Genomic DNA, 25,065 nt, shown 5'->3' on the forward strand with positions numbered 1-25,065 from the left:
ATAGCGGAGTGTCAGTCACCACATGAGTTGGCTGACACACCGCTTCGCGAGCAGGCTCGCTCCCACATTTGATCTCCACTGATTTGGAGATCCGTGTCTTACTGTACCTCCCCCCGCGATTTTCCCCCTTCGCTTACAAACTCCCCCTTGCGCGACACAGCAGCGATACACCTCGCCCGTTAAATGGCCACATCCGAGCAAGGCACCCGGCCGCGCTTCTCCACCGAGAGGTGCGGCTTTTTTTCGCCTGGCGGTTTTACACCCGAAAACGCTGCACCATCCCCTGCAACGCATTGGCCAGTTTCGACAGCTCATGACTGGAGGCACTGGTCTGATCCGCGCCGGTAGCGGAACGCACCGACAGATCACGAATGTTCACCAGATTGCGATCCACTTCCCGGGCCACTTGAGCCTGTTCTTCCGCTGCACTGGCAATCACCAGGTTGCGCTCGTGGATTTCGTGAACCGATGCAGTGATCGTCTGCAATGCGTCCCCCGCCCGCGTCGCCATCACCAGAGTTTCGGCAGCACGGGAAGCGCTGGCATTCATCGAGTCCAGCGCCAGGCTCGAACCGCTGCGCATGCCCTGGACCATTTGTTCGATTTCCTGAGTCGATTGCTGCGTGCGATGCGCCAGTGCACGCACCTCATCGGCCACTACCGCAAAACCGCGCCCGCTTTCACCCGCACGCGCCGCTTCAATTGCAGCGTTGAGCGCCAACAGGTTGGTTTGCTCGGCAATGGCGCGAATCACATCCAGCACTTTGCCGATGTCCTGGGACTGATTGGCCAGCGATTGCACCAACTCACCGGTGTGCTGCACATCATTGGCCAGGGCGCTGATGGCACTCGCGGTTTCGCTGACCCGCTCCTGCCCCAGATGCGCCGACTCGCTGGACTGGCGAGTGGCATCGGAGGTCGACACTGCGTTGCGCGCAACCTCTTCGACGGCGGAGGTCATTTCGTTGACCGCCGTGGCGGCTTGCTCAATCTCGTTGTTCTGTTGCTGCAGGCCCTGGGTGCTGTCGAGGGTGACGGCGTTCAGCTCATCCGCCGCCGTGGCCAGCTGCGTCGCCGAGCCACTGATGGCTTGCAGGGTTTCCCGCAGGTTTTGCTGCATGGTCGCCAGCGCCTTGAGCAAACGGCTCACTTCGTCGTTGCCATGGGTCGCGATAGGCCGAGTCAAATCGCCCTGCGCCACGCTTTCCGCCGCACTCAGGGCTTCGTTCAGCGGACGGACGATACTGCGAGTCAGCAACATCGCCAGGCCGACGGTCGCCAGCGCCGCGAGTGCGATGAACAGGCTGACGATGGATCGCGAGGTTTCGTAGTGCGCTGCGGATTTCTGGCTTTCAACGGCGACCTGTTTGGCGAACAGGTCCGCCAGGTCATTGAGCTGCTTGCCGGAACCATCGACCACGGTTTTCATGTCGATCAACAGCAGTTTGGTCAGCTCGTCACGGCGACCTTGCTCGGCCAGCGTGAACGACTGGGCAATGCCGGTGCGATAGGCGGCGAAGGTGGTTTTGAACTGGTCGTACAAGGCCTGGCCTTCAGCGGTGTCGACCAGTTTGTCGTAAGCCGCAATCTTCTCGCTCAGTTCCTTGTCGCGGGTGTCCATCTGGCCGCGGTAGGTTGGAATGTTCTTTGGGTCTTGATCCAGTGCCATGCGCAAGGAAATGGTACGGATGCGCAGCATCAGCTCGCGGATCTCATCACCACCACGGATGCTCGGCAGCCATTGCTTCTCCACCGCCACCTCGCTCTCGCGAATGCTCGACATCTGCCCCAGGGCAAATATTCCAAGCAACGCCACCAGCACGGCAATCAAGGCAAAACCCAGCGCAGCACGAGGGGCAATATTCAGCTGACGAAGAAACATAACGAGTGCCTTTCTTGTTGTTGGCCTGAATGGGAGGTCGCGAGTGCGCCCCGACAGCTCGTTATCGGCTAGTTGTACGATGACTTGAAAGGATTCGGCTTTTTCGAAGGCAAAAAAAATCCCCGTATCTTTCGATACGAGGATTTTTAATATGGTCGGGGTAAGGGGATTCGAACTCCTGACATCCTGCTCCCAAAGCAGGCGCGCTACCGGACTGCGCTATACCCCGGTAAAAAAAAGGCACCTTTAAAAGGCGCCTTCTGCGAACAGAGCTTTTGGCGTCTGATCTTAAGATTCGATTCCAGCGTTAACTGGTTTCAAAAATGGTGGGTCGTGTGGGATTCGAACCTACGACCAATTGGTTAAAAGCCAACTGCTCTACCAACTGAGCTAACGACCCAAAAATGGTCGGGGTAAGGGGATTCGAACTCCTGACATCCTGCTCCCAAAGCAGGCGCGCTACCGGACTGCGCTATACCCCGGTTTGAAATTGGCTCCGTGACCAGGACTCGAACCTGGGACCCAATGATTAACAGTCATTTGCTCTACCGACTGAGCTATCACGGAACTACACATTTCAATTTACAACGGTGAAGCTTTACTGCGTTCTCTTCGACCCGTTCGCATCGCTGCGTTCGTGTGTCTGAGGCGCGCTATTCTACAATCTTAAGCACCTCTGTCAACCCCCTAAATTGCATTCAAGTTAATGATTTGCAACTTATTTCAGATTCCTGCTTGGGGAGCAGAAACCCTTCCGGGTGACTTACTGCGGGGCGCACTTTACAAGCCTTTTCCTTTGAGTTCAACAACCTGACGAAAAAAAGGCCTCGCAATGCGAGGCCTCTTCAATTTTGTTGCTAACGCGGATCAGGCGAAGACGATTTCGTCGTTTTCCACCACACCCTTGGCGGTATCGCCGGGCATGAAACGCCCCGACAAAATCAGCTGCGCCAGCGGGTTTTCGATCCAGCGCTGAATCGCACGTTTCAGTGGCCGTGCGCCGTACACCGGGTCGTAGCCAACCGCGATCAGCTTGTCCATGGCCTCAGGGCTGAGTTCCAGTTTCAGTTCGCGCTCAGTCAGGCGACTGCGCAGACGACCCAACTGGATCTCGGTAATGCCCGCGATCTGATCCCGTGCCAATGGCTCGAAGATCACTACTTCGTCGACCCGGTTGATGAACTCCGGCCGGAAGTGCGTGGAAATCGCATCCATCACCGCTGCGCGCTGAGCCTCACGATCACCGACCAGTTCCTGGATCTGTACCGAGCCCAGGTTGGAGGTCATGACGATCACGGTGTTCTTGAAATCCACCGTGCGGCCATGGCTGTCGGTCAGGCGGCCATCTTCCAGCACTTGCAGCAAGATGTTGAACACATCCGGGTGGGCCTTCTCGACCTCATCCAGCAGGATCACCGAATAAGGCTTGCGACGCACCGCCTCGGTCAGGTAACCGCCCTCTTCATACCCTACGTAGCCTGGTGGCGCACCGATCAACCGGGCCACGGAATGTTTCTCCATGAACTCGGACATGTCGATCCGCACCATCGCCTCTTCGGTATCAAAAAGGAACTCGGCCAACGCCTTGCACAACTCGGTTTTACCGACACCGGTCGGGCCGAGGAACATGAACGAACCGCTTGGACGATTCGGGTCGGACAAACCGGCCCGCGAACGGCGCACCGCGTTGGAAACCGCGACCACCGCTTCGTCCTGGCCGATCACACGCTGGTGCAACAGGCCTTCCATCTTCATCAGCTTGTCGCGCTCGCCTTCGAGCATTTTCGACACGGGGATGCCGGTCCACTTCGAGACGACTTCGGCGATTTCTTCCTCGGTCACCTTGCTGCGCAGCAACTGGTTTTCGCTTTTGCCATGCTGGTCGACCATTTGCAGGCTGCGCTCCAGGTCCGGGATCACCCCGTATTGAAGCTCGGCCATGCGGTTCAGGTCGCCTTTACGGCGTGCGGCTTCCAGCTCCTGGCGGGACTGCTCGATTTTCTGCTGGATCTGCGCAGAGCCCTGGACTTCGGCTTTTTCCGAGTTCCAGATTTCTTCGAGGTCCGAATACTCACGTTCATGACGAACGATTTCTTCCTGGAGTTTTTCCAGACGCTTGATCGCCGCTTCGTCGCTCTCTTTCTTCAGCGCCTGGGATTCCACCTTCAGCTGAATCAGACGACGCTCCAGACGGTCCAGCACTTCCGGTTTGGAGTCGATCTCCATGCGGATGCGGCTGGCGGCTTCGTCGATCAGGTCGATGGCCTTGTCCGGCAACTGACGATCGGTAATGTAGCGATGACTGAGCTTGGCCGCGGCGATGATCGCGCCGTCGGTGATCGCCACTTTGTGGTGAACTTCATAACGCTCTTTCAGGCCACGCAGAATGGCGATGGTGTCTTCTTCGCTCGGTTCGTCCACCAACACTTTCTGGAAGCGCCGCTCAAGGGCCGCGTCCTTCTCTATATATTGGCGGTACTCGTTGAGCGTGGTCGCGCCGACGCAGTGCAACTCGCCACGGGCCAACGCAGGTTTGAGCATGTTGCCCGCATCCATCGAGCCTTCGCCCTTACCGGCGCCGACCATGGTGTGCAGTTCGTCGATGAACAGAATGATCTGCCCTTCCTGCTTCGACAGTTCGTTGAGCAGGGATTTCAGGCGTTCCTCGAACTCGCCACGGTACTTGGCGCCCGCGATCAACGCCCCCATGTCGAGGGACAGCAGGCGTTTGCCTTTCAGGCCATCCGGCACTTCGCCGTTGATGATGCGCTGGGCCAGGCCTTCGGCGATGGCGGTTTTACCCACGCCAGGCTCACCGATCAGCACCGGGTTGTTCTTGGTGCGACGCTGCAGCACCTGAATGGTCCGGCGAATTTCGTCGTCACGACCGATTACCGGATCGAGCTTGCCGTCTTCGGCGCGCTTGGTCAGGTCGACGGTGTATTTATCCAGCGCCTGACGCGACTCTTCGTGGTTGGCGTCGTTGACCGCTTCGCCACCACGCAGGTTGTTGATCGCGTTTTCCAGGGCTTTTTTGCTGACGCCCTGACCGAGCAACAATTTGCCGAGTTTGCTGTTCTCGTCCATGGCGGCGAGCAGCACCAGCTCACTGGAAATGAACTGATCGCCCTTCTGCTGGGCCAGGCGATCCGCCTGGTTGAGCAGACGCGCCAAGTCCTGCGACATGTTGACGTCGCCGGTCGGGTTCTGGATTTTTGGCAGCTGGTCGAGCTCTTTGGTCAGCTCTTTACGCAGGCTGTTGACGTCAAAACCGACCTGCATCAACAGAGGTTTGATCGAACCACCCTGCTGTTCAAGCATGGCTTGCATCAAGTGCGCCGGTTCAATACCGGGATGGTCCAGGCCGACGGCCAGCGATTGGGCGTCGGATAGAGCTAACTGCAATTTGCTGGTTAAACGATCTATACGCATGGGTCACCTTCCTTTTGAGCAGGCCGGACCTATAAAACATCCTGAATGAAGAAACCTGCCAGATACCGCTATAGATGTGGTCGATTCTGGGAGTTTCAAGCGTCGTACAGTTGACGCAGGTCAGAGGAGTTTAGCGTTCGAGCCAGATAAGGGAGGCAAACCGACCGGTGCGAGGACTACGACGGTAAGAAAAGAAGCGGGGATCGGTCACGGTGCAGAAACCGCCACCATAAACAGCAGTGACACCACGAGCCGCCAGACGCAAACGCGCCAGCTCATAGATGTCAGCCATGAATTTTCCAGCGTTTTGGCTGGGCACGAAGGCTTTCGCGGATTCGGGCAATTGCTCGACGAAGGTAGCCCGCACTTCCGGGCCGACTTCAAAGGCTTGCGGGCCAATGGCCGGACCGAGCCAGACCAACACGTCTTCCGAGGGCACGGCCAGCGCATCGAGCGTCGCTTCGAGCACACCCGCCGCCAACCCGCGCCAACCGGCGTGGGCCGCAGCGACGCGAGTGCCGGCACGGTCGCAAAACAACGCAGGCAGGCAATCAGCCGTCATCGCCGCGCAGGCAATGCCGGGCGTTGCCGTCCAGCTGGCGTCGGCGGTGGCCACAAGGCCTGGGTCCGCGTGAGCCACGGCGATGCCGTGAACCTGCTTCAACCAGGCCGGCTGCATGGAGAAATGATCGGTGAGGCGACGGCGGTTTTCGGCAACAGCTTCGGGGCTGTCGTCGACGTGATCGCCGAGGTTGAGGCTGTCGAACGGCGCCAGACTGACGCCGCCCGCACGGGTGGTGACGCAGGCTTTCACCCCGGCAGGCGCAGGCCAGTCGGGAATCAGCCAGTCACTCATCCGATGAACGCCTCGCGGTCTTGCTTGAGCAGCGTCAGCAACCAGACGAAATCGTCCGGCAGTGGCGATTCCCAGCTCATGCGTTTACCGGTAGTCGGGTGATCCAGCTCCAGGAACCGCGCATGCAGCGCCTGACGCGGGAACGTCTTCAAGGAATCGACCATGGTCTGACTGGCGGCTGGCGGGATACGGAAACGACCGCCATAGGCAGGATCTCCGACCAACGGGTAGTTGATGTGCGCCATGTGCACGCGAATCTGGTGCGTACGACCGGTTTCCAGCTTCACCCGCACGTGAGTGTGGGAGCGGAAACGCTCAAGCACACGGTAATGGCTGACGGCTTGCTTGCCACCTTCCATCACGGCCATGCGCTGGCGTTGCTGGCCGTGACGACCGATCGGCGCGTTGATCTTGCCGCCCGCCGTCACCACGCCGATCACGATGCACTCGTAGATCCGGCTGACGCTACGGCTCTGCAACTGTGTCACCAGCTGCGTCTGCGCTTGAATGGTCTTGGCCACCACCATCAGACCGGTGGTGTCCTTGTCCAGACGATGCACGATACCGGCGCGGGGCACATTGATGATGTCCGGCACGTGGTGCAGCAAGGCGTTGAGCAAGGTGCCATCAGCGTGACCGGCAGCCGGGTGTACCACCAGGCCCGCAGGCTTGTTGATCACCAGGATGTCGTCGTCTTCATAGACGATGTCCAGCTCGATGTCTTGAGCGATCCATTCGCCCTGAGCTTCCTGCTCGGCAGTCAGTTCAAGAATGGCGCCACCGTGAACGATGTCTCGCGGGCGGATAACCGCCCCATCCACAGTCAGGCGGCCGTCTTTGATCCAGGCGGAAAGGCGCGAGCGCGAGTGCTCAGCGAATAATTGTGCGGCGACTTGATCGAGGCGTTGGCCGCCCAATTCGGACGGCACCTCTGCGCGAAGTTCAATTTTATCGGACATGCTCAGACTAGGCGTCGGCACAGCCTTTGGTTTCGGCTGCGCGCTTGTGGTTAAATACGGCGTCTTTTGCCCCGAGGCTATTCAACGGGGCGCTCATCATAACAGGACGGCCTCGCCCAAGACAGCGGCCGTCATAGGGACGCAAGCCGCCATGCAAGTGAAACACCTGCTGCTGATCGCCATCCTCGCATTGACCGCTGCTTGCTCATCGAAGGAAGTCGTAGACGAAAACCTTAGCGAAGTCGAGCTGTACCAGCAGGCTCAGCAAGATCTGGACAACAATAGCTACACCGCCGCCACAGCCAAGCTGAAGGCGCTGGAGTCGCGTTATCCGTTCGGTCGCTACGCCGATCAGGCTCAACTCGAGCTCATCTACGCGAACTACAAGAACACCGAGCCTGAGGCTGCGAAGTCTGCCGCCGAGCGCTTCATTCGTTTGCACCCTCAGCATCCCAACGTGGACTACGCCTATTACCTCAAGGGCCTGACCTCTTTCGACCAGGACGTCGGCCTGCTGTCGCGTTTCCTGCCGCTGGACATGACCAAGCGTGACCCGGGTGCTGCCCGCGACTCCTACAACGAGTTCGCCCAGCTGACCAGCCGCTTCCCGAACAGCCGCTACTCGCCGGACGCCAAGCAGCGCATGATTTACCTGCGCAACCTGCTGGCGGCCTACGAAATTCACGTCGCCGACTACTACCTGACCCGTCAGGCCTACGTCGCTGCCGCGAACCGTGGTCGTTACGTGGTGGAAAACTTCCAGGAAACCCCATCGGTCGGCGACGGCCTGGCGGTGATGACTGAAGCCTACCAGCGTCTGCACCTGGACGACCTGGCAGCCACCAGCCTCGAAACCCTGAAGCTCAACTACCCGAACCACCCAACGCTGGTAGACGGTCAGTTCGTGCCATCGGTCGACGAAGCCGACAACCGTTCGTGGTTGAGCAAGGCGACTCTGGGCCTGATCGAATCCCGTCCACCGCTGCCGCCGGGCGAAACCCGCGCCAACCAGGACGTGCAGAGACAATTCCGGGACGCGAAAGAAGCGATTCCGAACGATCTCAAGCCTAAAGATGAAAATGGCGACGTGATCGAAGAAGAAAATCACGAAGCGGAAGGCAACAACAGCGACCGCTCGTGGTTCAGCTACATGACCTTCGGCGTGTTCGACTGATACGACCGGTGGTGCAAAAAGGAGCCTTTCGAGGCTCCTTTTTTATGTCCGGACTTTTATTGCGGCGCTAACAGGCTGTGCGCCCGTCATGTCCTTGGCTAAACTGCTTAATCACTCGTCATAAAGCAGCTCATCATGCTTCGTTTACTGTTCTGGATCGCCCTGATTGCCGCTGCGGTATGGTTCTGGCGCAAGTTCAAGGGCCAGGCTTCTGTGCCCAAGTCCCCTGCCGAACTGGAAGCCGCGCCCATGGTCCGCTGCGCCCATTGCGGCGTACACCTGCCCCGCGACCGCGCGCTGAGCCTTCAACAACAGTGGTATTGCAGCCAGGCTCACCTCGAGCAAGGCCCGGGCTCCAGTGATCGCTGAGACGTCCAGTCCCGGCAGCAAACAGGCTCAGCGACTGCTGCGCCTTTATCACCTCTACCGCCTAAGCGTCGGCATCACCTTGGTGCTGCTGATCTCCAGCAATCTGGACAACCAGTTGCTGACGTTCGCCAATGACAGCCTGTTGCGCAGTGGCAGCTGGCTGTACCTGGTGCTGAACATCTTGCTGGTGGTCTTCTTCGAGAACACCCGCCGCCCGGCGCAACTGTTCAGCCTGGCGCTGATTGATGTCCTGCTGCTGTGTGGCTTGTTCTACGCCGCCGGCGGTGTCGCCAGCGCCATCGGCAACTTGCTGATCGTCTCGGTGGCCATCAGCAACACCTTGTTGCGAAGCCGCATCGGCCTGCTGATCGCCGCCGTGGGCGCGCTCGGCATCGTCGGGCTGAGCTTTCTCCTGAGTTTCAGCCATCCCGCCAGCCCCAACGATTACCTGCAAGCCGGTACCCTTGGTGTGTTGTGCTTTGCCGCGGCGTTGCTGGTGCAAGGCTTGATCCAGCGCCTGGAAGTCAGCGAAACCCTCGCCGAACAACGGGCCAGCGAAGTGGTGGGCCTCGAAGCCCTCAATGCATTGATCCTGCAACGCATGCGCACCGGCATCCTGGTGCTCGACGGCCAACTGCGGGTGCAATTGGCCAACCACAGCGCGCTGATCTTACTGGGCCGAGACCATCTCGAAGGCCAACGGATCGACGACTGCTCGCCCATTCTGGTCGAACGCCTGCAACTGTGGCGGAACAATCCGACGCTGCGCCCCCAGAGCCTGAAAATCGCCAACAGCGGCCTGGAACTGCAACCGAGCTTCATTGCCCTGGCCCAAAGCCCACACCACCAAACCCTAGTCTTCCTTGAAGATCTCGCACAAATCGCCCAACAGGCCCAACAACTGAAGCTCGCCGCTTTGGGCCGCCTGACAGCCGGTATCGCCCACGAAATTCGCAATCCTTTGGGCGCCATTAGTCATGCCGCTCAGCTATTGCAGGAATCGGAGGAACTGAACGGCGCGGATCGACGTCTGACCCAGATTATTCAAGACCACTCTCAGCGAATGAATCGGGTTATCGAAAACGTCCTGCAACTGTCCCGCCGTCAGCAAACCATCCCACAACGACTCGATCTGAAACCGTGGCTGGAGCAGTTCGTTGCTGACAGTCGCGAAAGTGCGCTCGATCGCCAGCAGATTCACCTGCGCATCGGTTCAGGCGACTTCAAAACCCTGATGGACCCGAACCAGCTCACCCAGATTCTCGACAATTTGTTGCGCAACGCCTGGCGTCATAGCGCTCAGGTCCACGATCAGGCGCAGGTCTGGCTCGATTTGTTTGTCGACCCCGACAGCCAGTTGCCGATCATCGAGGTTCGGGACGATGGCCCCGGCGTGGCACCGGACCAGCAGGTGCATTTGTTCGAACCGTTCTATACCACCAGCGCCCAAGGCACAGGCCTGGGGCTGTATCTGTCCCGTGAGCTGTGCGAAAGCAATCAGGCCCGCCTAGACTTCAAGCCACGCCATGATGGCGGCTGCTTTCGCATCACCTTTGCTCACGGACGGAAACAAAGTTGAACATGTACCCACGGCAAAAAGTCCTGATCGTCGACGACGAGCCGGATATCCGCGAACTCCTGGAAATCACCCTGGGACGGATGAAACTCGACACCTTCAGCGCCCGTAACCTCGGCGAAGCCCAGGCGCTGTTGAAGCGTGAGACCTTCGACCTGTGCCTGACCGACATGCGCCTGCCGGACGGTACCGGTCTTGAGCTGGTGCAACATATCCAGCAACGCGCCCCAAACCTGCCGGTGGCCATGATTACCGCCTACGGCAGCCTCGAAACGGCGATCAACGCCCTCAAGGCCGGCGCCTTCGACTTCCTGACCAAACCGGTGGACCTCACGCGGCTGCGCGAACTGGTCACCAGTGCCTTGCGCATGCCAGCACCGGGCGCAGCCATCGACCGACGGTTGCTGGGCGATTCGCTGCCCATGCGCAGCCTGCGCAAACAAATCGACAAACTGGCCCGCAGTCAGGCGCCGGTCTACATCAGCGGCGAATCCGGCAGCGGCAAGGAACTGGTCGCCCGACTGATCCACGAACAAGGACCGCGCGCCAACCAGCCGTTTGTCCCGGTCAATTGCGGCGCAATACCGTCGGAACTGATGGAAAGCGAGTTTTTCGGCCATCGCAAAGGCAGTTTCAGCGGCGCTATCGAAGACAAGCCCGGGCTGTTCCAGGCCGCCCAGGGTGGCACGCTGTTCCTCGACGAAGTGGCCGACTTGCCGCTGTCGATGCAGGTCAAACTGCTGCGGGCGATTCAGGAAAAAGCCGTTCGCAGCGTTGGCGGCCAGCAGGAAACCGTGGTCGATGTGCGGATCCTCTGCGCCACCCACAAAGACCTCGACGCTGAAGTCGCCGCTGAACGCTTTCGCCAGGATTTGTACTACCGGCTGAATGTGATTGAACTGCGGGTTCCGCCTTTGCGCGAGCGCCGCGACGACATCGAGTCATTGGCCGGTCATGTGCTCAAGCGTCTGGCGGCAGCCAGCGGCCAACCCGCCCCGAAGCTCCACCCACAAGCGCTTGAAGCGCTGAAAAGCTATCGTTTTCCGGGCAATGTGCGGGAATTGGAGAACATGCTCGAACGCGCCCATACCCTGTGCGACAACAAGCAGATCGAAGCCAGCGACCTGCGACTGGCCGAAGGCAATTGCAGCGCCGACAGCGGTGTGCCGGACCTGACGCAGATCGACAATCTGGAAGACTATCTGGAAAACGTCGAACGCAAACTCATCCTCCAGGCCCTTGAGGAAACCCGCTGGAACCGCACGGCGGCGGCTCAGCGATTGAATTTGTCGTTTCGGTCGATGCGTTACAGGTTGAAGAAATTCGGGCTGGATTGAGGGCCCCTTCGCGGGCAAGCCTCGCTCCTACAGGATTTGAGTCGATCGAAAATATTGTGATCGCCACAAATCCTGTAGGAGCGAGGCTTGCCCGCGAAAGCGTTCTGGAAGACGACGAATGTTTCGCGTCTAGATCCGCCCCGCCGGCGCATACGGCGCCGGATCAATGATCGGCGTCCTGCCCAGCATCACATCCGCAAACAACTGACACGACGCCGGCGCCAGCACCAACCCGTTACGGTAATGCCCGCAATTGAGCCACAACCCCTCGAAGCCCGGCACCCGGCCGATGTAGGGAATGCCCTCCGGTGAACCCGGTCGCAACCCCGCCCAATGCCCGACCACCTCGGCATCCGCCAGCGCTGGAATCAATTCCACTGCAGACGCTTTCAGGCTCTCAAGCGCAGAGCCGGTCGGTGTCTTGTCGAAGCCTTCATGTTCCAGCGTGCTGCCAATCAGAATGTGTCCATCCCGGCGAGGAATCGCATAACGCCCCTTGGCCAGCACCATGCTCGGCAGGAAGTCCGCCGCGCACTTGTAAAGAATCATCTGCCCTTTCACGGGTTCAACCGGCAACGCAAGGCCCAGGCTTTTGAGCAAATCACCGCTCCAGGCACCCGCCGTCAGCACCACCTGATCACCGTGGATCGCGCCCGCCGAAGTCTGCACGCCGACGACTTTTTCGCCTTCGCGAACGAACCCGCTGACTTCGCACTGCTCATGAATCGTCACGTTCGGCATCGCCAGCAAGGCAGCCTTGAGGGATTTCACCAGCCGCGGATTGCGCACGTTGGCCACGTCGGCCATGTAGATCGCGCGGGTGAAACCGCCACCCAGGACCGGCACCGCATCGTGCACCGCCGAGATATCCACAGCCCGCAGCGGACGGTTTTCCCGCTCGGCCCAGGCCAGCGCCTCGGCTTCATCGTCCAGGTCCAGCCAGTACAGGCCGGTGGTGTGCACTTCGGGATCAACCCCGGTCGCGGCAAACAGACGCTCGCCCAGCTGTGGATAAAAGTCCTGAGACCAATGGGCCAGCGCGGTAACTGCCGGGCTGTAGCGCCACGGGTAGAGCGGCGAAACGATGCCGCCACCGGCCCAGGACGATTCCTGACCGACATTCGAACGGTCCAGCAGCACAACGCTCTGTACTTGCGACGCGAGATTGAACGCTGTCAGCAGGCCAATCACACCGCCGCCGACTATCACCACTTGCTGTTGCATGGTCATGTTCCGATCCAACCGTTAAAGAGACAGGAGGCGCAAAAGGCGCCCGAAAAAAAACTCAGCGACCCCAGCAATCTTTGGTGGTCAGTCCGGCCGTCGCATTGACCATGCTTCTGACACCGGTGTTGGTGATGGTGAAGTCGCCACACTTGTCAGTCGCCATGCTGCCGGCCTTGCGTGTAGCGGTCAGCAGGAAGGTCTGGTCGGTCAGGGTCGGGGTGATGGTGTAATAGTCATTGCCGGCGCTCAGGCCGGTGGCACCGGTGTAGACATTACCCTTCGAGTAAAACCGTTCAAGAACCTGCGCCTGCTCGGAGAGCAGCCCGGCCACTTCAGCCCGGCGGCCCTTTTTCACGTATTCGGTGAGGCTCGGGTAGCCAATGGTGATGACGATCCCGATGATCGCAATCACGATCATGATTTCGATCAGGGTAAAACCTCGGTTGGATCTGCGCATGCCTCAACTCTCACTTACTGTATTTGTCGCCACATGATGCGACGGCTGCCACCGCCGCCCTTTTCGGTCAGCTTGGTTACCGTTGAACCTGTATCGGTTACGATCTTGCCGGTGCCGCCGTTGGTAACGGCGCTCAAGAATGGCATCCCGCTAGTGAAAATCACCCCGCTGGATATCGCATCGTTGCTGTCGACTAGCCCATCGCCAGTGGTGTCGAGCACCGCGTAGTTGAGCATCTTACCGCTGAACGCATCCAGTTCGACCAGTTTGCCGGTGCCAAAACTGGCACAAGGGTCCGTGGTGTCCACAATGGCCGTGGTAAATACGATTCGCCCCAACACCAGAGCCGCTTGGCTGATCACTCGCTCACCGGTCAATACGCTGTTGTAGACCAGCGGCAAATACCAACCCTTCTCCGCCGGATAGGTCACTTCGTTCTGGCTGGTGGTGATGAACTGCCCCGTACTTCCCGAGAACACACCGGTCACCGATTGGGCCTGCAAACTGGACGTGGTGATCTGTCCAGAGCCGCCGTCAGCATCCCACACCGCATAGAACGCCTGCAGATCCTTGTTGGTCTTGTCGACCGTTTCATTGAATTTGCCGGTACCGAAAAACACCACTTTGCCGCCCAGTGAATTGTCCGCCAGCAACGGCTGCGCGGTGATTGGCTGGGTGGCGCCGCCCGCCGTCGTGAACAACGGTTTGCCGGAAAACGCCACGCCCCAGGTGTCCGTGGTGGCGCCGCTCAAATCAAACTTCCATAAACGCCCTTTCAGATCCCCGCCATAGGCGGCCTGCACCACATTCTGCGAGTTGACCTTGAGTTTCACCGACGACAAACCGTTGGTGGTTTCCGTGCTGTCGATGACGATTTTCTTGATCAGCGACCCATCGCGGATATCCACCACGTACAACGCCGCCACACCCGAATTGCTGCCGTAGCCGTTGGAGATGAATGCTGCCCATCGACCATCCGCCAAGCGTGCCACTTCCGGACGGGCGTAGGCATAACCCAGATCATTGAAAACGTTCGCCGTGTTTGCTGTGGCAGGTGCACTGATTTCCCACAACGCCTTGGTCACGTTGCCGGCCGAGGCGTCAAACAGCTGCAAAGCGTAGAACGTCTTGCCGCCCGCGCCTGTTCCGCCGAGCGCCAGGGTTTTCCAGGCACTGTTGAGTTGTGCATCGAATACTCCGACCTGACCGTCGACCAGAAACTTGTGGCTGACGCCGTTGATGTAGGCGGAATCGGCGATATAGCGCAACGATGGCAAAACACTGGAGGGCATGTAGGCATAACGCCTGGCGCCGTTACCCGAGTTGATGACGCTGACAAAACCATCGTTGGCATTGACCACCAGGCTGGTGTTCATGTTGCTGGATTTGGTGGCCAGATAGGTGCTGTAGCTGGTGTCACTGACCAGATCGGATGCGGTTTTTTCCGTTGGCGAGGCCAGCACCAAAGGCGAGTTGATGATGTCGCCGAGCAACACGCTGCGTACTTTCAACCCGGTCTTGTTGGTGCCCTTGCTCCACTCCACAAGGTCGCTGCCCGTGATGCCGGTGGGCAGGCCCTGATTCAGAACGGTTTGCTGTGCCGGGGCGAAATTGGCGAAGGCCAACGTGACTGGGGCATTGCTCACGTTGTTCCACGACTGGTAAATCGGCGCTGTGGCGCCGGGCACGATGGCCGTATCAGTCGACCAGAGCACCGTGGAGGTATTGACCGAGCCGGTGGCGGTGAACCCGTAGGACTTGATGGTGCCGCGCCAATCCTTGGGGTCGTAGCTGGTCTGGTAGTAAGCGGAACCGACCCCGACGATTGCGCTGCTGGTGGTGCCGCTCCCGCCGGAACCGGCTTTCGACGTGATGTCGCCCAGCGCTGATGACAACGCGGTATTCAGGCCGGCACTGTCCGTTGCCTGGTAGTACTTGCCCTGCCCGTAACCGGCGGCGTCCGACAACATCTGGTTCGCGGCGGTGAAACCCACGGTGTAGGTGTTCATGTTCTGTTTGGGGAAATCTGCGGCGTTCCAGTTTTTGCCACCGGCGTCGGTACCAGTGGTACGCATATCGATGTCGAAGGCGAATTTGGCGATGTCGTCCAGGTACAACGTGTCCCCCTCGCCATCACCAGAGAGGTTGTCGCCATCGTTCGCGCTGTTGCCGTCCCAGTTCGGCAAGCGGGCGCCACCGAGCGGATCGTTGGTCGGGAAGGTCCTGTCGAACGTAGGCAAGCCATCGGTGATCACCACGCCATAGTTTTTCTGGCAGCGATACTGGATCGGGCTGGTGTAAGTGGTTGGCGTCGAGTTGTAGTACGGCGCCATGCCGCGCATGTACCGCGTAATCTCGTAATAGGTTTCCGCCAACGGGGTACTGGCGATTGCACTCAAACCATTGATCGAAGAGATCAAGGCGTTGTAGTTGGTGTCCGCCTGGGCCTGGGTAACGCTACCACTGACGGGAGACAGGTCACTGACCGCGCGGGCGATATAACCGCCGGGGCCGGAGTTGCCACTGACAGAAGGGTTGAATGTCGCCAGGCCTATTCTCAATGAACGGTTGCTGGTGACCAGATTGGTGGACACATCCTGCGCAACGCTGATGCGGTAATCATTGGGGATCGCACCGGTACCGGTGGTGAAATCCCTGTTCGAACCGTTGGCCAGTGTGACCAGATAAGACAGATAGTTAGCCGTATAACGCGTGTTTTCGTTGCCCACCGGGTCGGGCAGCTTCAGGCATATCGATGACAGTCCCAAGAAACCCCGATAAAAACCGTACCAGTTGCCATTGTTGGAGCAACCGCCGCGATTGAGGCTCGACAAGGCGATGTTGGTATCGTCCATGTCCAGGTTCTGACCAGTCAGACACGAGCTGTTCGAACTGCAATTGGCAATTTGCGGGCGACTGACCGTCGGATCGAATCCCGGCGCCCAAATGATGTTGTTCATGCTCCCCGAATCATCGATCAGCAGCATCACGTTGGGCGCAACCGCCGCAGCGCTCAACAGGGGCGAGTCCGAAGGTGTGAACGCGTACGCAGGCGCTGACAGGTACAGCCCCAACGCAATACCACTCAGAAACCGCCAGATCCCTGAGCATCTATTAGTATTTGGCATAGATGCTCTCCACCACACTGCGCACGTTGTTGCCCACGATGGCCACTGCCGTGACCCGATAAAGCGTCGCAGAGGTGTTGCTCGGCACATTCACGGCATTCAACGTGGTGCCGATGTTCTGTACCCCATAGAAACCGTTGGCGGCCGCGACCCAGGTGACCCCCGAGGAGGAATTGAGACCGGCAGCCGTGAGGGTCGATGACTCGGCGGGCGGCAAACATTGATTGCCGCTGCAAACCGGCAATGTATAGGTATCGAGCTGAACCGCACTTTCGCCGATGCGCAACGCGGCTTCGGCGATCTGGAACGACTGATTGCGCAGGCTGACGCTGCTGGCCATCTTTTCCTGCAGGGTTGCGTTCTGCATCGATGAAATGCCAATCAGCGTCAGCAACAGAAGGAACACCAGGCTGACCAGCAGCGCCATGCCGCGCTGGGCGTGAGAGGTAGCGGGAGAAAAACTCATCTGCCCTCCCCTCATGGCAAGCGGTTGCGCAAGGCGGCAACCACGTTGAAAGTTTGATCGCGGACCCGGTTGTTCGTATCTTTCAGTGTCAGCGTCAGGCGCACACTACGGATTCGCGCAGGGTCGGACGGGTTGGTGCTGTAACTGGAAGCGGCCGTATCGGTGGCTGACGCTGCGAGACCGAAGCTCACGTCAAAGGCTTTGACGTTGTCGACAAGCACTGCCTGAGCCGGCGTGCCAATGCCACTGCCCATCGTCAGTTGGCCGTTCTTGAGGCTGTAGATCAGTCGTCGAATCGGAAACGCCAATTGTCCCGTGGCGGGAGCCTGCACGTTGGAGTAAGCCGTCGCGGTGTTTCGGCAATCCGAAACCACCGTCCAGGTCGGCGTACCGCCACCCGCGCCGACATCGGCGGTCACCAGGGTCAGCTTGAGGTTGGCATTGTCCCAGCTGATCGGCGCTATCTGGCTGGCAGTAAAACTCGCCCCGGCGCTTGCATCAGTAATAGCCCCCAGACAACCAAACATCCCCACCATGCGGATTTCCTGAATCATTTTGCTCAGCACGAAACGCGCGTCTTCCTGCATGTTCGCCGCCGCGTTCTGGCTGACATACGTGTTCTTGGCCGCTATGAAAATCTGCGCCACACCGAGCACCACGACCAGGCTCAACGCCAACGCGATCAACATTTCGATCAGGCCGAAACCTCTGTTGAGCCGGTTCATGGTGTCGCCACCGGATCGACGGCGGCGCGACTGGTCAGTACAAAGCTGCGACGGGAATTGGCGGCATTGGCAGCCCGCGAGTCGTCCCAGGTAATGGTGATGGTGTACACCCGCTGATTGAGGGTGACGCTGCCCGTAGCGGTGGCGCCGAGCATACTGACGATATTGGTGGTGAAGTCGTAGAGGTCCTGATCCCGGGCAACGTTGAGGTTGCCCGACGTCGGCGGCGTGACGGTGTAATCGGCGCCGGCGTTGGCGCGGATGCGGTCCATCATGTCGTAGGCGATAAAACTGGCCTGGCTGGTCATCCGCGAACTGTCGGTGTACTTCAGCGCATTGAGCTGGAACGCCGCCGCCCCCAACAGCCCCACGCTCAAAATCAACAACGCCACGAGAACCTCGATCAGCGTCATGCCCTCCTGTGCACGCTTGCTCCATCCCCTCATCCGCAACTTCCACCCAATAGAATTCGTCCGTTCAAACACACATTCAGCGTCCTGCTTTGCGCCCCCAGTACGTAGCTGATCACCACCGCCGTGGACGGTGCCGACAGACCGCCCAGATTGTTGAAATCGATGGCGGTCACGCCTGAGGTTAGCGTCAGAGTCGCGCCGCTGCTCATCGCGGGAACAACCCGCAATACATTGGCCACAGTGCCAGCACTGTCATAGACCGCCAACTCTCCGGTCCAGACGCTGCCACCCGCCGTCGGCCGCACCCGGGTGGTGATGCCGCGATCGATGGCCTCAAGCCGGGCGAAATTCAAGGCGCGCTGCAGGTCGCCGATCTCGGTGTCGGCCCTGGTGCCTTGCACCGAACGGGTAAACGCCGGTACTGCCAGGGTGATCAGAATCAAAAAGACCGCAAGCGCGACCAGCAACTCGATCAGCGTGAAACCTTTTGTACGATGATCCATCAATGCCCTCCGTTGCCGTCGGCTATACCTGCTGTTACACGCTAGAACAATCGACCCACAGGTGTCGGTTGTTTTGCCATTACTGCGCAAGGATTGCGCGGGCCACCGCACTCCAGGGAGGGAGATGTCATGCATCAGCAGGGTTTTAGTCTGATTGAACTGCTCATGGGACTGACGATTGTCGGGATTGTTCTGCACCTGGTCAGTCCGGCGTTTGCAGCGCTCACGGAATCGAACCATCAGGAGGAGGCAGCGAAGTCGCTTGTCAGTGGCATGCGCAGTGCCAGAAGCGAGGCGATCACGCGAAACCAGGCTGTCGTCATACACGGGATAAACGACGATTGGGGCCAAGGCTGGCGGATGATTCTGGATTTAAATGGCAAGGGACATGAGGACAGCAACAATCCGCTGCTGGTCGAGCGCCGAAGCGATACTCGGGTGCCGGTTGTCGGCAATCACTATGTCAGGACTTCAGTACGATTCAGCCATCTCGGCGAACCGCAGCACGGAGGCTTTCAAGCGGGGACATTGCATGTTTGCGCAAAACACGAGCCAGTGAGTCAGCACCAAGTGGTGCTGGCCCCGAGCGGTCGCGTCAGCCTGCGCAGCATCAAGGCTGTGCAGGCGTTGTGCGAGAAAGGAAAAAAATCAAAGCAGCGAACGAACGCGTAACTCTTTCGGCATGGAGAACGTGATGTTCTCCTCGCGACCCGCCAGTTCATCGGCACCGGTAGCGCCCCAGGCCTGCAACTGCTGGATCACGCCACGCACCAGTACTTCCGGTGCAGAGGCCCCTGCGGTAATGCCGATGCGCTCGACACCGTCGAACCAGCTCTTTTGCAGGTCTTCAGCGCCGTCGATCAGGTAGGCCGGAGTGGCCATGCGTTCGGCCAGCTCACGCAGGCGATTGGAATTGGAGCTGTTCGGGCTGCCGACAACCAGCACCACGTCGCATTCGTCGGCCAGCGTCTTGACGGCGTCCTGACGGTTTTGCGTGGCGTAGCAGATGTCGTCCTTGCGCGGGCCACCAATCGCCGGGAAGCGAGTACGCAGTGCGTCGATGACGCGGCTGGTATCGTCCATGGACAGGGTGGTCTGGGTCACGAACGCCAGTTTTTCGGGGTTGTTCACCTGCAACGCGGCGACGTCTTTCTCGTCCTCGACCAGGTAAATCGCGCCGCCATTGCTGCCATCGTACTGGCCCATGGTGCCTTCGACTTCCGGGTGACCGGCGTGGCCGATGAGGATGCATTCACGGCCATCGCGGCTGTAGCGCGCGACCTCGATGTGCACTTTGGTCACCAGCGGGCAGGTGGCGTCGAACACCTTCAGGCCACGGCCGGCGGCTTCGGTACGCACCGCCTGGGAAACGCCGTGTGCACTGAAGATCACGATGACGTCGTCCGGTACCTGATCCAGCTCTTCAACGAAGATCGCGCCGCGAGCGCGCAAGTCTTCGACGACGAATTTGTTGTGGACCACTTCGTGGCGCACATAGATCGGCGGCCCGAAGACTTCCAGGGCGCGGTTGACGATTTCGATCGCCCGGTCCACACCGGCGCAGAAGCCACGGGGGTTGGCGAGTTTGATTTGCATGCTGTGCCTCGTGTCTTGCGCGCAGGAAAATTAGAACATTACATCCTGTAGGAGCAGAGCTTGCTCGCGAAAGCGGTGTGTCAGTCGACATTGATGTTGAATGTGATGACGCCTTCGTCGGAACGCCGCCCGGAGCAAGCTCTGCTCCTACATTTGACCGCATTCAGTCAGTTACAGCGATTTGACGTTGATGATTTCCACGTCAAAGGTCAATGTCTTGCCGGCCAACGGATGGTTGAAGTCGATGGTCACTTGCTCGTCATCGAACTCTTTCACCACGCCAGGCAGCTCAGTATTCGCCGCATCGTTGAAAATCACCAGCAAACCCGGTGACAGGTCCATGTCCTTGAACTGCGAACGCGGGATGATCTGCACGTTTTGCGGGTTCGGCTGACCGAAAGCGTTTTCCGGCTGAATCGTCAGCGTACGCTTGTCACCGGCCTTGAAGCCGAACAGGGCCGCTTCGAAACCTGGCAACAGGTTACCGTCGCCGACCTGGAAGGTCGCCGGGGCTTTGTCGAAGGTGCTGTCGACGGTGTCGCCGTTCTCCAGGCGCAGTGCAAAATGCAAGGTGACTTCCGTGTTCTGGCGGATGCGTTGCTCAGCCAATACCTGTTCAGTCATGAACTGCTTCTCCCGTCTTCTTTGATTTGAACATGTCCAGCGCCAGCATCACCGCACCCACAGTAATTGCACTGTCGGCGAAGTTGAACGCCGGGAAGTACCAGCGGTTCTGCCAATGCACCAGGATGAAATCGATCACATGGCCTAGGGCTATGCGGTCGTACAGATTGCCCAGCGCACCACCCAGGACCAGCGCCAACGCGATGGCCAGCCAGGTTTCGTTGCGCCCCAGACGCTTGAGCCACACCACCAGCACCGCACTGACCACGACCGCGATCAGGGCGAACAACCAGCGCTGCCAGCCCGAGCTGTCGGCCAGGAAGCTAAACGCCGCGCCTGTGTTGTAGGCCAGGGTCCAGCTGAAGTAATCGGGGATCACCACGATCTGCTGGTACATCTCAAGCTTGCCTTCGAAGTAGAACTTGCTGGCCTGGTCGATGACCAGGACCAGCAAACTCAACCAGAGCCAGCCCAGCCGTCCGAAACGGCCAATGGCGTTAGGCATAGTGACGAACCTCGCCAGTGCCGCTGATGTTATCGACGCAACGACCGCAGATTTCCGGATGTTCCGGGTTCACGCCGACGTCTTCGCGGCAGTGCCAGCAACGGGCGCACTTGGCGAAGGCCGACTTGACGATTTTCAGCTTCAGGCCGCTGACTTCGGTGACCACTGCATCGGCCGGAGCCTGTACGAACGGCGCAACGCTGGCGGTCGAGGTGATCAGTACGAAGCGCAGTTCGTTGCTCAGCTTGGCCAGGTCGGCGCTCAGGGCGTCTTCGGCGAACAGCGTCACTTCGGCCTGCAGGTTGCCACCGACGGCTTTGGCCGCGCGCTGAATTTCCATTTCTTTGTTCACAGCGACCTTCACCGCCATGATCCGCTCCCAGTAGGCGCGGCCCAGTTCGACGTTTTCCGGCAGCTCGGTCAGGCCTTCGTACCAGGTGTTGAGCATGACCGATTCGTTACGCTCGCCCGGCAGGTATTCCCACAGTTCGTCGGCGGTGAACGCGAGGATCGGCGCGATCCAGCGCACCAGCGCTTCAGAGATGTGGTACAGCGCGGTTTGCGCCGAACGGCGGGCCTTGCTGTTGGCGCCAGTGGTGTACTGACGGTCCTTGATGATGTCGAGGTAGAAACCGCCCAGCTCCTGCACGCAGAAGTTGTGGATCTTGGAGTAGACGTTCCAGAAGCGGTATTCGCCGTAATGCTCTTGCAGCTCGCGTTGCAGCAGCAAGGTGCGATCCACGGCCCAACGATCCAGCGCGAGCATTTCTTCGGCCGGCAGGATGTCGGTGGCCGGGTTGAAACCGGTCAGGTTGGAGAGCAGGAAGCGCGCGGTGTTACGGATCCGCCGGTAGGCGTCCGCACTGCGTTGCAGGATCTGCTCGGAAACCGCCATTTCACCCGAGTAGTCGGTGGAAGCTACCCACAGACGCATGATGTCGGCACCCAGGGTGTCGTTGACCTTTTGCGGCGCGATCACGTTGCCCAGCGACTTGGACATCTTGCGGCCGGACTCGTCGACGGTGAAGCCGTGGGTCAGCAGCTCGCGGTATGGCGCGTGGTCGTCGATGGCGCAACCGGTCAGCAGCGACGAGTGGAACCAGCCACGGTGTTGGTCCGAGCCTTCCAGGTACAGGTCGGCGCGTGGACCGGTTTCGTGGCCCATCGGGTGCGAACCGCGCAGGACGTGCCAGTGTGTGGTGCCCGAATCGAACCAGACGTCCAGGGTGTCGCTGATCTTGTCGTACTGCGGCGCTTCGTCACCGAGCAGCTCGGCAGCGTCCATCTTGAACCAGGCTTCGATGCCTTCGACTTCGACGCGCTTGGCGACTTCTTCCATCAGCTCGGCGGTACGTGGGTGCAGCTCGCCGCTTTCCTTGTTCAGGAAGAACGGGATCGGCACGCCCCAGTTACGCTGACGGGAGATGCACCAGTCCGGACGGTTGGCGATCATCGAGTGCAGGCGCGCCTGGCCCCAGGCCGGAACGAACTGAGTCTCTTCGATGGCTTTAAGAGCGCGCTTGCGCAGGGTGTCGCCGCTGACAGGCTCTTTGTCCATGCCGATGAACCACTGCGCGGTGGCGCGGTAGATCAGCGGGGTCTTGTGACGCCAGCAGTGCATGTAGCTGTGTTCGATGATGGTGGTGTGCAGCAGCGCACCGACTTCGGTCAGCTTGTCGACGATGGCCGGGTTGGCTTTCCAGATGAACTGGCCGCCAAAGAACTCCAGCGAAGTCGCGTATACGCCGTTGCTTTGTACCGGGTTGAGGATGTCGTCGTTGACCATGCCGTATTTCTTGCAGGTCACGAAGTCGTCCACGCCGTAGGCCGGAGCGGAGTGAACCACGCCAGTGCCAGCGCCCAGTTCAACGTAGTCGGCCAGGTAAACCGGCGACAGACGGTCGTAGAACGGGTGACGGAAGTTGATCAGTTCCAGTTCTTTACCGGTGGTGGTCGCGATGACCGAACCTTCCAGGCTGTAACGGACCAGGCAGGATTCAACCAGCTCTTCCGCCAGCACCAGCAACTTGTCGCCGACATCGACCAGGGCGTAGTTGAATTCCGGGTGAACGTTCAGCGCCTGGTTGGCCGGGATGGTCCACGGGGTGGTGGTCCAGATCACGATCGAAGCAGGCTTGCCCAGCGACGGCAGACCGAAAGCGGCAGCCAGCTTGGCTTCATCGGCAATCGGGAACGCTACGTCGATGGTCGAGGACTTTTTGTTCTCGTACTCGACTTCCGCTTCAGCCAGGGCCGAACCGCAGTCGAAGCACCAGTTCACAGGCTTCAGGCCCTTGAACACGAAACCGCCCTTGACGATTTCGGCGAGTGCGCGGATTTCACCGGCCTCGTTTTTGAAGTCCATGGTCTTGTACGGGTTGGCGAAGTCGCCCAACACGCCCAGACGGATGAATTCGGATTTCTGGCCTTCGATCTGCTCGGTGGCGTAGGCACGGCACAGTTCGCGGGTCTTGTCCGCGCCCAGGTTCTTGCCGTGGGTCACTTCGACTTTGTGCTCGATCGGCAGACCGTGGCAGTCCCAGCCCGGAACATAAGGCGCGTCGAAACCCGACAGGGTTTTCGAGCGGATGATCATGTCCTTGAGGATCTTGTTCAGCGCATGACCGATGTGAATCGTGCCGTTGGCGTACGGAGGACCGTCGTGCAGAACGAACTTCGGACGATCCTTGCCAATCTCGCGCAACTTTCCGTACAGGCCAATACTGTCCCAGCGCTGCAGAATCTGCGGTTCGCGCTGTGGCAGGCCGGCCTTCATTGGGAAGGCGGTGTCCGGAAGGTTTAGCGTGGCTTTATAGTCGGTCATTTATGGCTCTTCATTAGCGATTGGCGCTAGGTGCGACAGGGCACGGGCGGCGGCGACATCCGCATTGATCGCCGTCTTAAGCGCCTCCAGAGAGGCGAAACGCTGCTCTTCACGCAGCTTGTGGTGGAAAACCACCGTCAAACGCCGGTCATACAGATCGCCGGCAAAATCTAAAAGATGTACTTCGAGGTGGGCTTTGCCATCCCCTTGGACCGTGGGCCGCACGCCGATATTGGCGACGCCTGGACAGGTCTTGCCGTCGATGTCGACGTTGACCAGGTAAACCCCGGTGAGCGGCACGCGACGGCGCTTGAGTTGAATGTTGGCGGTTGGCGTACCCAACTGGCGCGCCAGTTTCTGGCCATGCAGGACTCGCCCGGTAATCTGGAACGGCCGACCGAGCAGGCGCTCTGCCAAGGCAAAATCGGCAGCGGCCAGGGCATTTCGCACCTGGGTGCTGCTGACGCGAATGCCGTCCAGCTCAACGGTTTGCGCCGCTTCGACGGTGAAGCCCTGCATGACGCCGGCCTGTTGCAGGAAATCGAAATCCCCTACCCGGTCACAGCCGAAGCGGAAGTCGTCACCGACCTCAAGATGCTGCACGCCGAGACCGTCCACCAGAATGGTATCAACGAATTCGCTGGCGCTGAGCTTGCTCAGGCGCTGGTTGAAAGCCAGGCACAGGACCCGGTCGACGCCTTCGTCAGCCAGCAGCTGGAGTTTGTCGCGCAGGCGCGCCAAGCGGGCCGGCGCTGTCTCCGGGGCGAAAAACTCCCGAGGCTGCGGCTCGAAAATCACCACGCAGCTGGGCACGCCCAACTCGAGCGCTCGCTCACGCAGCCTCGCCAGGATAGCCTGGTGGCCACGGTGAACACCGTCAAAGTTGCCAATAGTGGCGACACAGCCCCGATGCTGGGGGCGCAGGTTGTGGAGGCCTCGAACCAGCTGCATAACGCGCTTCTTGCTCATAAAGTGGTCGATTATAACCACACCCGGCGGCCGACGACAGGCA

General features: G+C 59.6%; 21 protein-coding genes and 4 tRNA genes. 5 read left to right on the top strand and 20 right to left on the bottom strand.

From position 1 onward, the window contains the following. Positions 1 to 256: 256 nt before the first annotated feature. The 8 genes from KGA97_RS08290 to rluD form a co-directional block, all read right to left on the bottom strand. Positions 257 to 1,882 (bottom strand): methyl-accepting chemotaxis protein, encoded by a 1,626-nt coding sequence (locus KGA97_RS08290; RefSeq protein ID WP_223480566.1) that lies wholly within the window; start codon positions 1,880 to 1,882, stop codon positions 257 to 259. Positions 1,883 to 2,034: 152 nt separating this feature from the next. After that, positions 2,035 to 2,111: transfer RNA gene (locus KGA97_RS08295), tRNA-Pro, on the bottom strand. A 95-nt stretch (positions 2,112 to 2,206) separates the two neighbouring features. Further along, positions 2,207 to 2,282: transfer RNA gene (locus KGA97_RS08300), tRNA-Lys, on the bottom strand. A 5-nt stretch (positions 2,283 to 2,287) separates the two neighbouring features. Further along, positions 2,288 to 2,364 (bottom strand) — tRNA-Pro (locus KGA97_RS08305). Between the two features lie 9 nt (positions 2,365 to 2,373). Then, positions 2,374 to 2,449, bottom strand: a tRNA-Asn gene (locus KGA97_RS08310). A 300-nt stretch (positions 2,450 to 2,749) separates the two neighbouring features. Then, positions 2,750 to 5,314 (bottom strand): ATP-dependent chaperone ClpB, encoded by a 2,565-nt coding sequence (gene clpB / locus KGA97_RS08315; RefSeq protein WP_223480567.1) that lies wholly within the window; start codon positions 5,312 to 5,314, stop codon positions 2,750 to 2,752. Positions 5,315 to 5,444: 130 nt separating this feature from the next. After that, a complete protein-coding gene (gene pgeF / locus KGA97_RS08320; RefSeq protein WP_223480568.1) occupies positions 5,445 to 6,170 on the bottom strand; it encodes a peptidoglycan editing factor PgeF in 726 nt (241 codons plus the stop codon). After that, entirely contained in the window at positions 6,167 to 7,129 is a 963-nt protein-coding gene (gene rluD / locus KGA97_RS08325; RefSeq protein WP_008028788.1) for a 23S rRNA pseudouridine(1911/1915/1917) synthase RluD, read from the bottom strand. Before rluD ends, pgeF begins: the two co-directional genes overlap by 4 nt. A 151-nt stretch (positions 7,130 to 7,280) precedes the next feature. On the opposite strand from rluD, the gene KGA97_RS08330 reads away from it, so the two are divergent. The 4 genes from KGA97_RS08330 (at position 7,281) to KGA97_RS08345 (ending at position 11,585) form a co-directional block, all read left to right on the top strand. Further along, a complete protein-coding gene (locus KGA97_RS08330; RefSeq protein ID WP_008028792.1) occupies positions 7,281 to 8,303 on the top strand; it encodes an outer membrane protein assembly factor BamD in 1,023 nt (340 codons plus the stop codon). A gap of 135 nt (positions 8,304 to 8,438) precedes the next feature. Further along, positions 8,439 to 8,672 (top strand): PP0621 family protein, encoded by a 234-nt coding sequence (locus tag KGA97_RS08335; protein WP_008037883.1) that lies wholly within the window; start codon positions 8,439 to 8,441, stop codon positions 8,670 to 8,672. After that, positions 8,662 to 10,251 (top strand): sensor histidine kinase, encoded by a 1,590-nt coding sequence (locus KGA97_RS08340; RefSeq protein WP_223480569.1) that lies wholly within the window; start codon positions 8,662 to 8,664, stop codon positions 10,249 to 10,251. Before KGA97_RS08335 ends, KGA97_RS08340 begins: the two co-directional genes overlap by 11 nt. Before the next feature lie 2 nt (positions 10,252 to 10,253). After that, positions 10,254 to 11,585 carry a sigma-54-dependent transcriptional regulator gene (locus KGA97_RS08345; protein ID WP_223480570.1) on the top strand — a complete coding sequence of 444 codons (1,332 nt, stop codon included), beginning with the start codon at positions 10,254 to 10,256 and terminating at the stop codon, positions 11,583 to 11,585. A 129-nt stretch (positions 11,586 to 11,714) separates the two neighbouring features. On the opposite strand, the gene thiO is transcribed toward KGA97_RS08345, so the two are convergent. The 7 genes from thiO to KGA97_RS08380 are packed head-to-tail and all read right to left on the bottom strand — an operon-like array spanning position 11,715 to position 18,504. Further along, positions 11,715 to 12,815 (bottom strand): glycine oxidase ThiO, encoded by a 1,101-nt coding sequence (gene thiO, locus KGA97_RS08350; RefSeq protein ID WP_223480571.1) that lies wholly within the window; start codon positions 12,813 to 12,815, stop codon positions 11,715 to 11,717. 55 nt (positions 12,816 to 12,870) lie between these two features. Beyond that, entirely contained in the window at positions 12,871 to 13,269 is a 399-nt protein-coding gene (locus KGA97_RS08355; RefSeq protein WP_008028801.1) for a type IV pilin protein, read from the bottom strand. 14 nt (positions 13,270 to 13,283) lie between these two features. Next, complete coding sequence (locus KGA97_RS08360) at positions 13,284 to 16,397, bottom strand: pilus assembly protein (RefSeq protein ID WP_223480572.1); 3,114 nt, start codon at positions 16,395 to 16,397, stop codon at positions 13,284 to 13,286. Then, a complete protein-coding gene (locus tag KGA97_RS08365; protein WP_223480573.1) occupies positions 16,384 to 16,863 on the bottom strand; it encodes a PilX N-terminal domain-containing pilus assembly protein in 480 nt (159 codons plus the stop codon). Before KGA97_RS08365 ends, KGA97_RS08360 begins: the two co-directional genes overlap by 14 nt. An 11-nt stretch (positions 16,864 to 16,874) precedes the next feature. After that, positions 16,875 to 17,588: a PilW family protein gene (locus KGA97_RS08370; protein ID WP_223480574.1), complete on the bottom strand. Its 714-nt coding sequence runs from the start codon at positions 17,586 to 17,588 to the stop codon at positions 16,875 to 16,877. Beyond that, the gene (gene pilV / locus KGA97_RS08375) at positions 17,585 to 18,034 is read right to left on the bottom strand and encodes a type IV pilus modification protein PilV (RefSeq protein WP_008037891.1); all 450 of its coding nucleotides are present in this window, start codon (positions 18,032 to 18,034) and stop codon (positions 17,585 to 17,587) included. The genes KGA97_RS08370 and pilV overlap by 4 nt, the downstream gene beginning before the upstream one ends. After that, the gene (locus tag KGA97_RS08380) at positions 18,031 to 18,504 is read right to left on the bottom strand and encodes a GspH/FimT family pseudopilin (protein ID WP_223414067.1); all 474 of its coding nucleotides are present in this window, start codon (positions 18,502 to 18,504) and stop codon (positions 18,031 to 18,033) included. Before KGA97_RS08380 ends, pilV begins: the two co-directional genes overlap by 4 nt. Before the next feature lie 129 nt (positions 18,505 to 18,633). Between KGA97_RS08380 and KGA97_RS08385 the strand changes: the two genes are divergently transcribed. Then, positions 18,634 to 19,176 carry a GspH/FimT family pseudopilin gene (locus KGA97_RS08385; RefSeq protein WP_223480575.1) on the top strand — a complete coding sequence of 181 codons (543 nt, stop codon included), beginning with the start codon at positions 18,634 to 18,636 and terminating at the stop codon, positions 19,174 to 19,176. Here the strand turns inward: KGA97_RS08385 and ispH are convergent. From ispH to ribF, 5 genes are all read right to left on the bottom strand, one after another. Then, a complete protein-coding gene (gene ispH / locus KGA97_RS08390) occupies positions 19,153 to 20,100 on the bottom strand; it encodes a 4-hydroxy-3-methylbut-2-enyl diphosphate reductase (RefSeq protein ID WP_008028815.1) in 948 nt (315 codons plus the stop codon). The genes KGA97_RS08385 and ispH overlap by 24 nt on opposite strands. A 171-nt stretch (positions 20,101 to 20,271) precedes the next feature. Next, positions 20,272 to 20,709: an FKBP-type peptidyl-prolyl cis-trans isomerase gene (fkpB, locus tag KGA97_RS08395; RefSeq protein ID WP_177318165.1), complete on the bottom strand. Its 438-nt coding sequence runs from the start codon at positions 20,707 to 20,709 to the stop codon at positions 20,272 to 20,274. A gap of 7 nt (positions 20,710 to 20,716) precedes the next feature. After that, positions 20,717 to 21,229, bottom strand: coding sequence for a signal peptidase II (gene lspA, locus KGA97_RS08400; protein ID WP_008028819.1), 513 nt, complete (start codon positions 21,227 to 21,229; stop codon positions 20,717 to 20,719). Continuing rightward, complete coding sequence (gene ileS, locus KGA97_RS08405; RefSeq protein WP_008028820.1) at positions 21,222 to 24,053, bottom strand: isoleucine--tRNA ligase; 2,832 nt, start codon at positions 24,051 to 24,053, stop codon at positions 21,222 to 21,224. The genes lspA and ileS overlap by 8 nt, the downstream gene beginning before the upstream one ends. After that, positions 24,054 to 25,004, bottom strand: coding sequence for a bifunctional riboflavin kinase/FAD synthetase (gene ribF / locus KGA97_RS08410; RefSeq protein ID WP_008028822.1), 951 nt, complete (start codon positions 25,002 to 25,004; stop codon positions 24,054 to 24,056). It lies immediately after the preceding gene. Positions 25,005 to 25,065 lie beyond the last annotated feature (61 nt).

Source organism: Pseudomonas sp. BF-B-15 (genome assembly GCF_019946675.1).
Taxonomy (GTDB): Bacteria; Pseudomonadota; Gammaproteobacteria; order Pseudomonadales; family Pseudomonadaceae; genus Aquipseudomonas; species Aquipseudomonas migulae.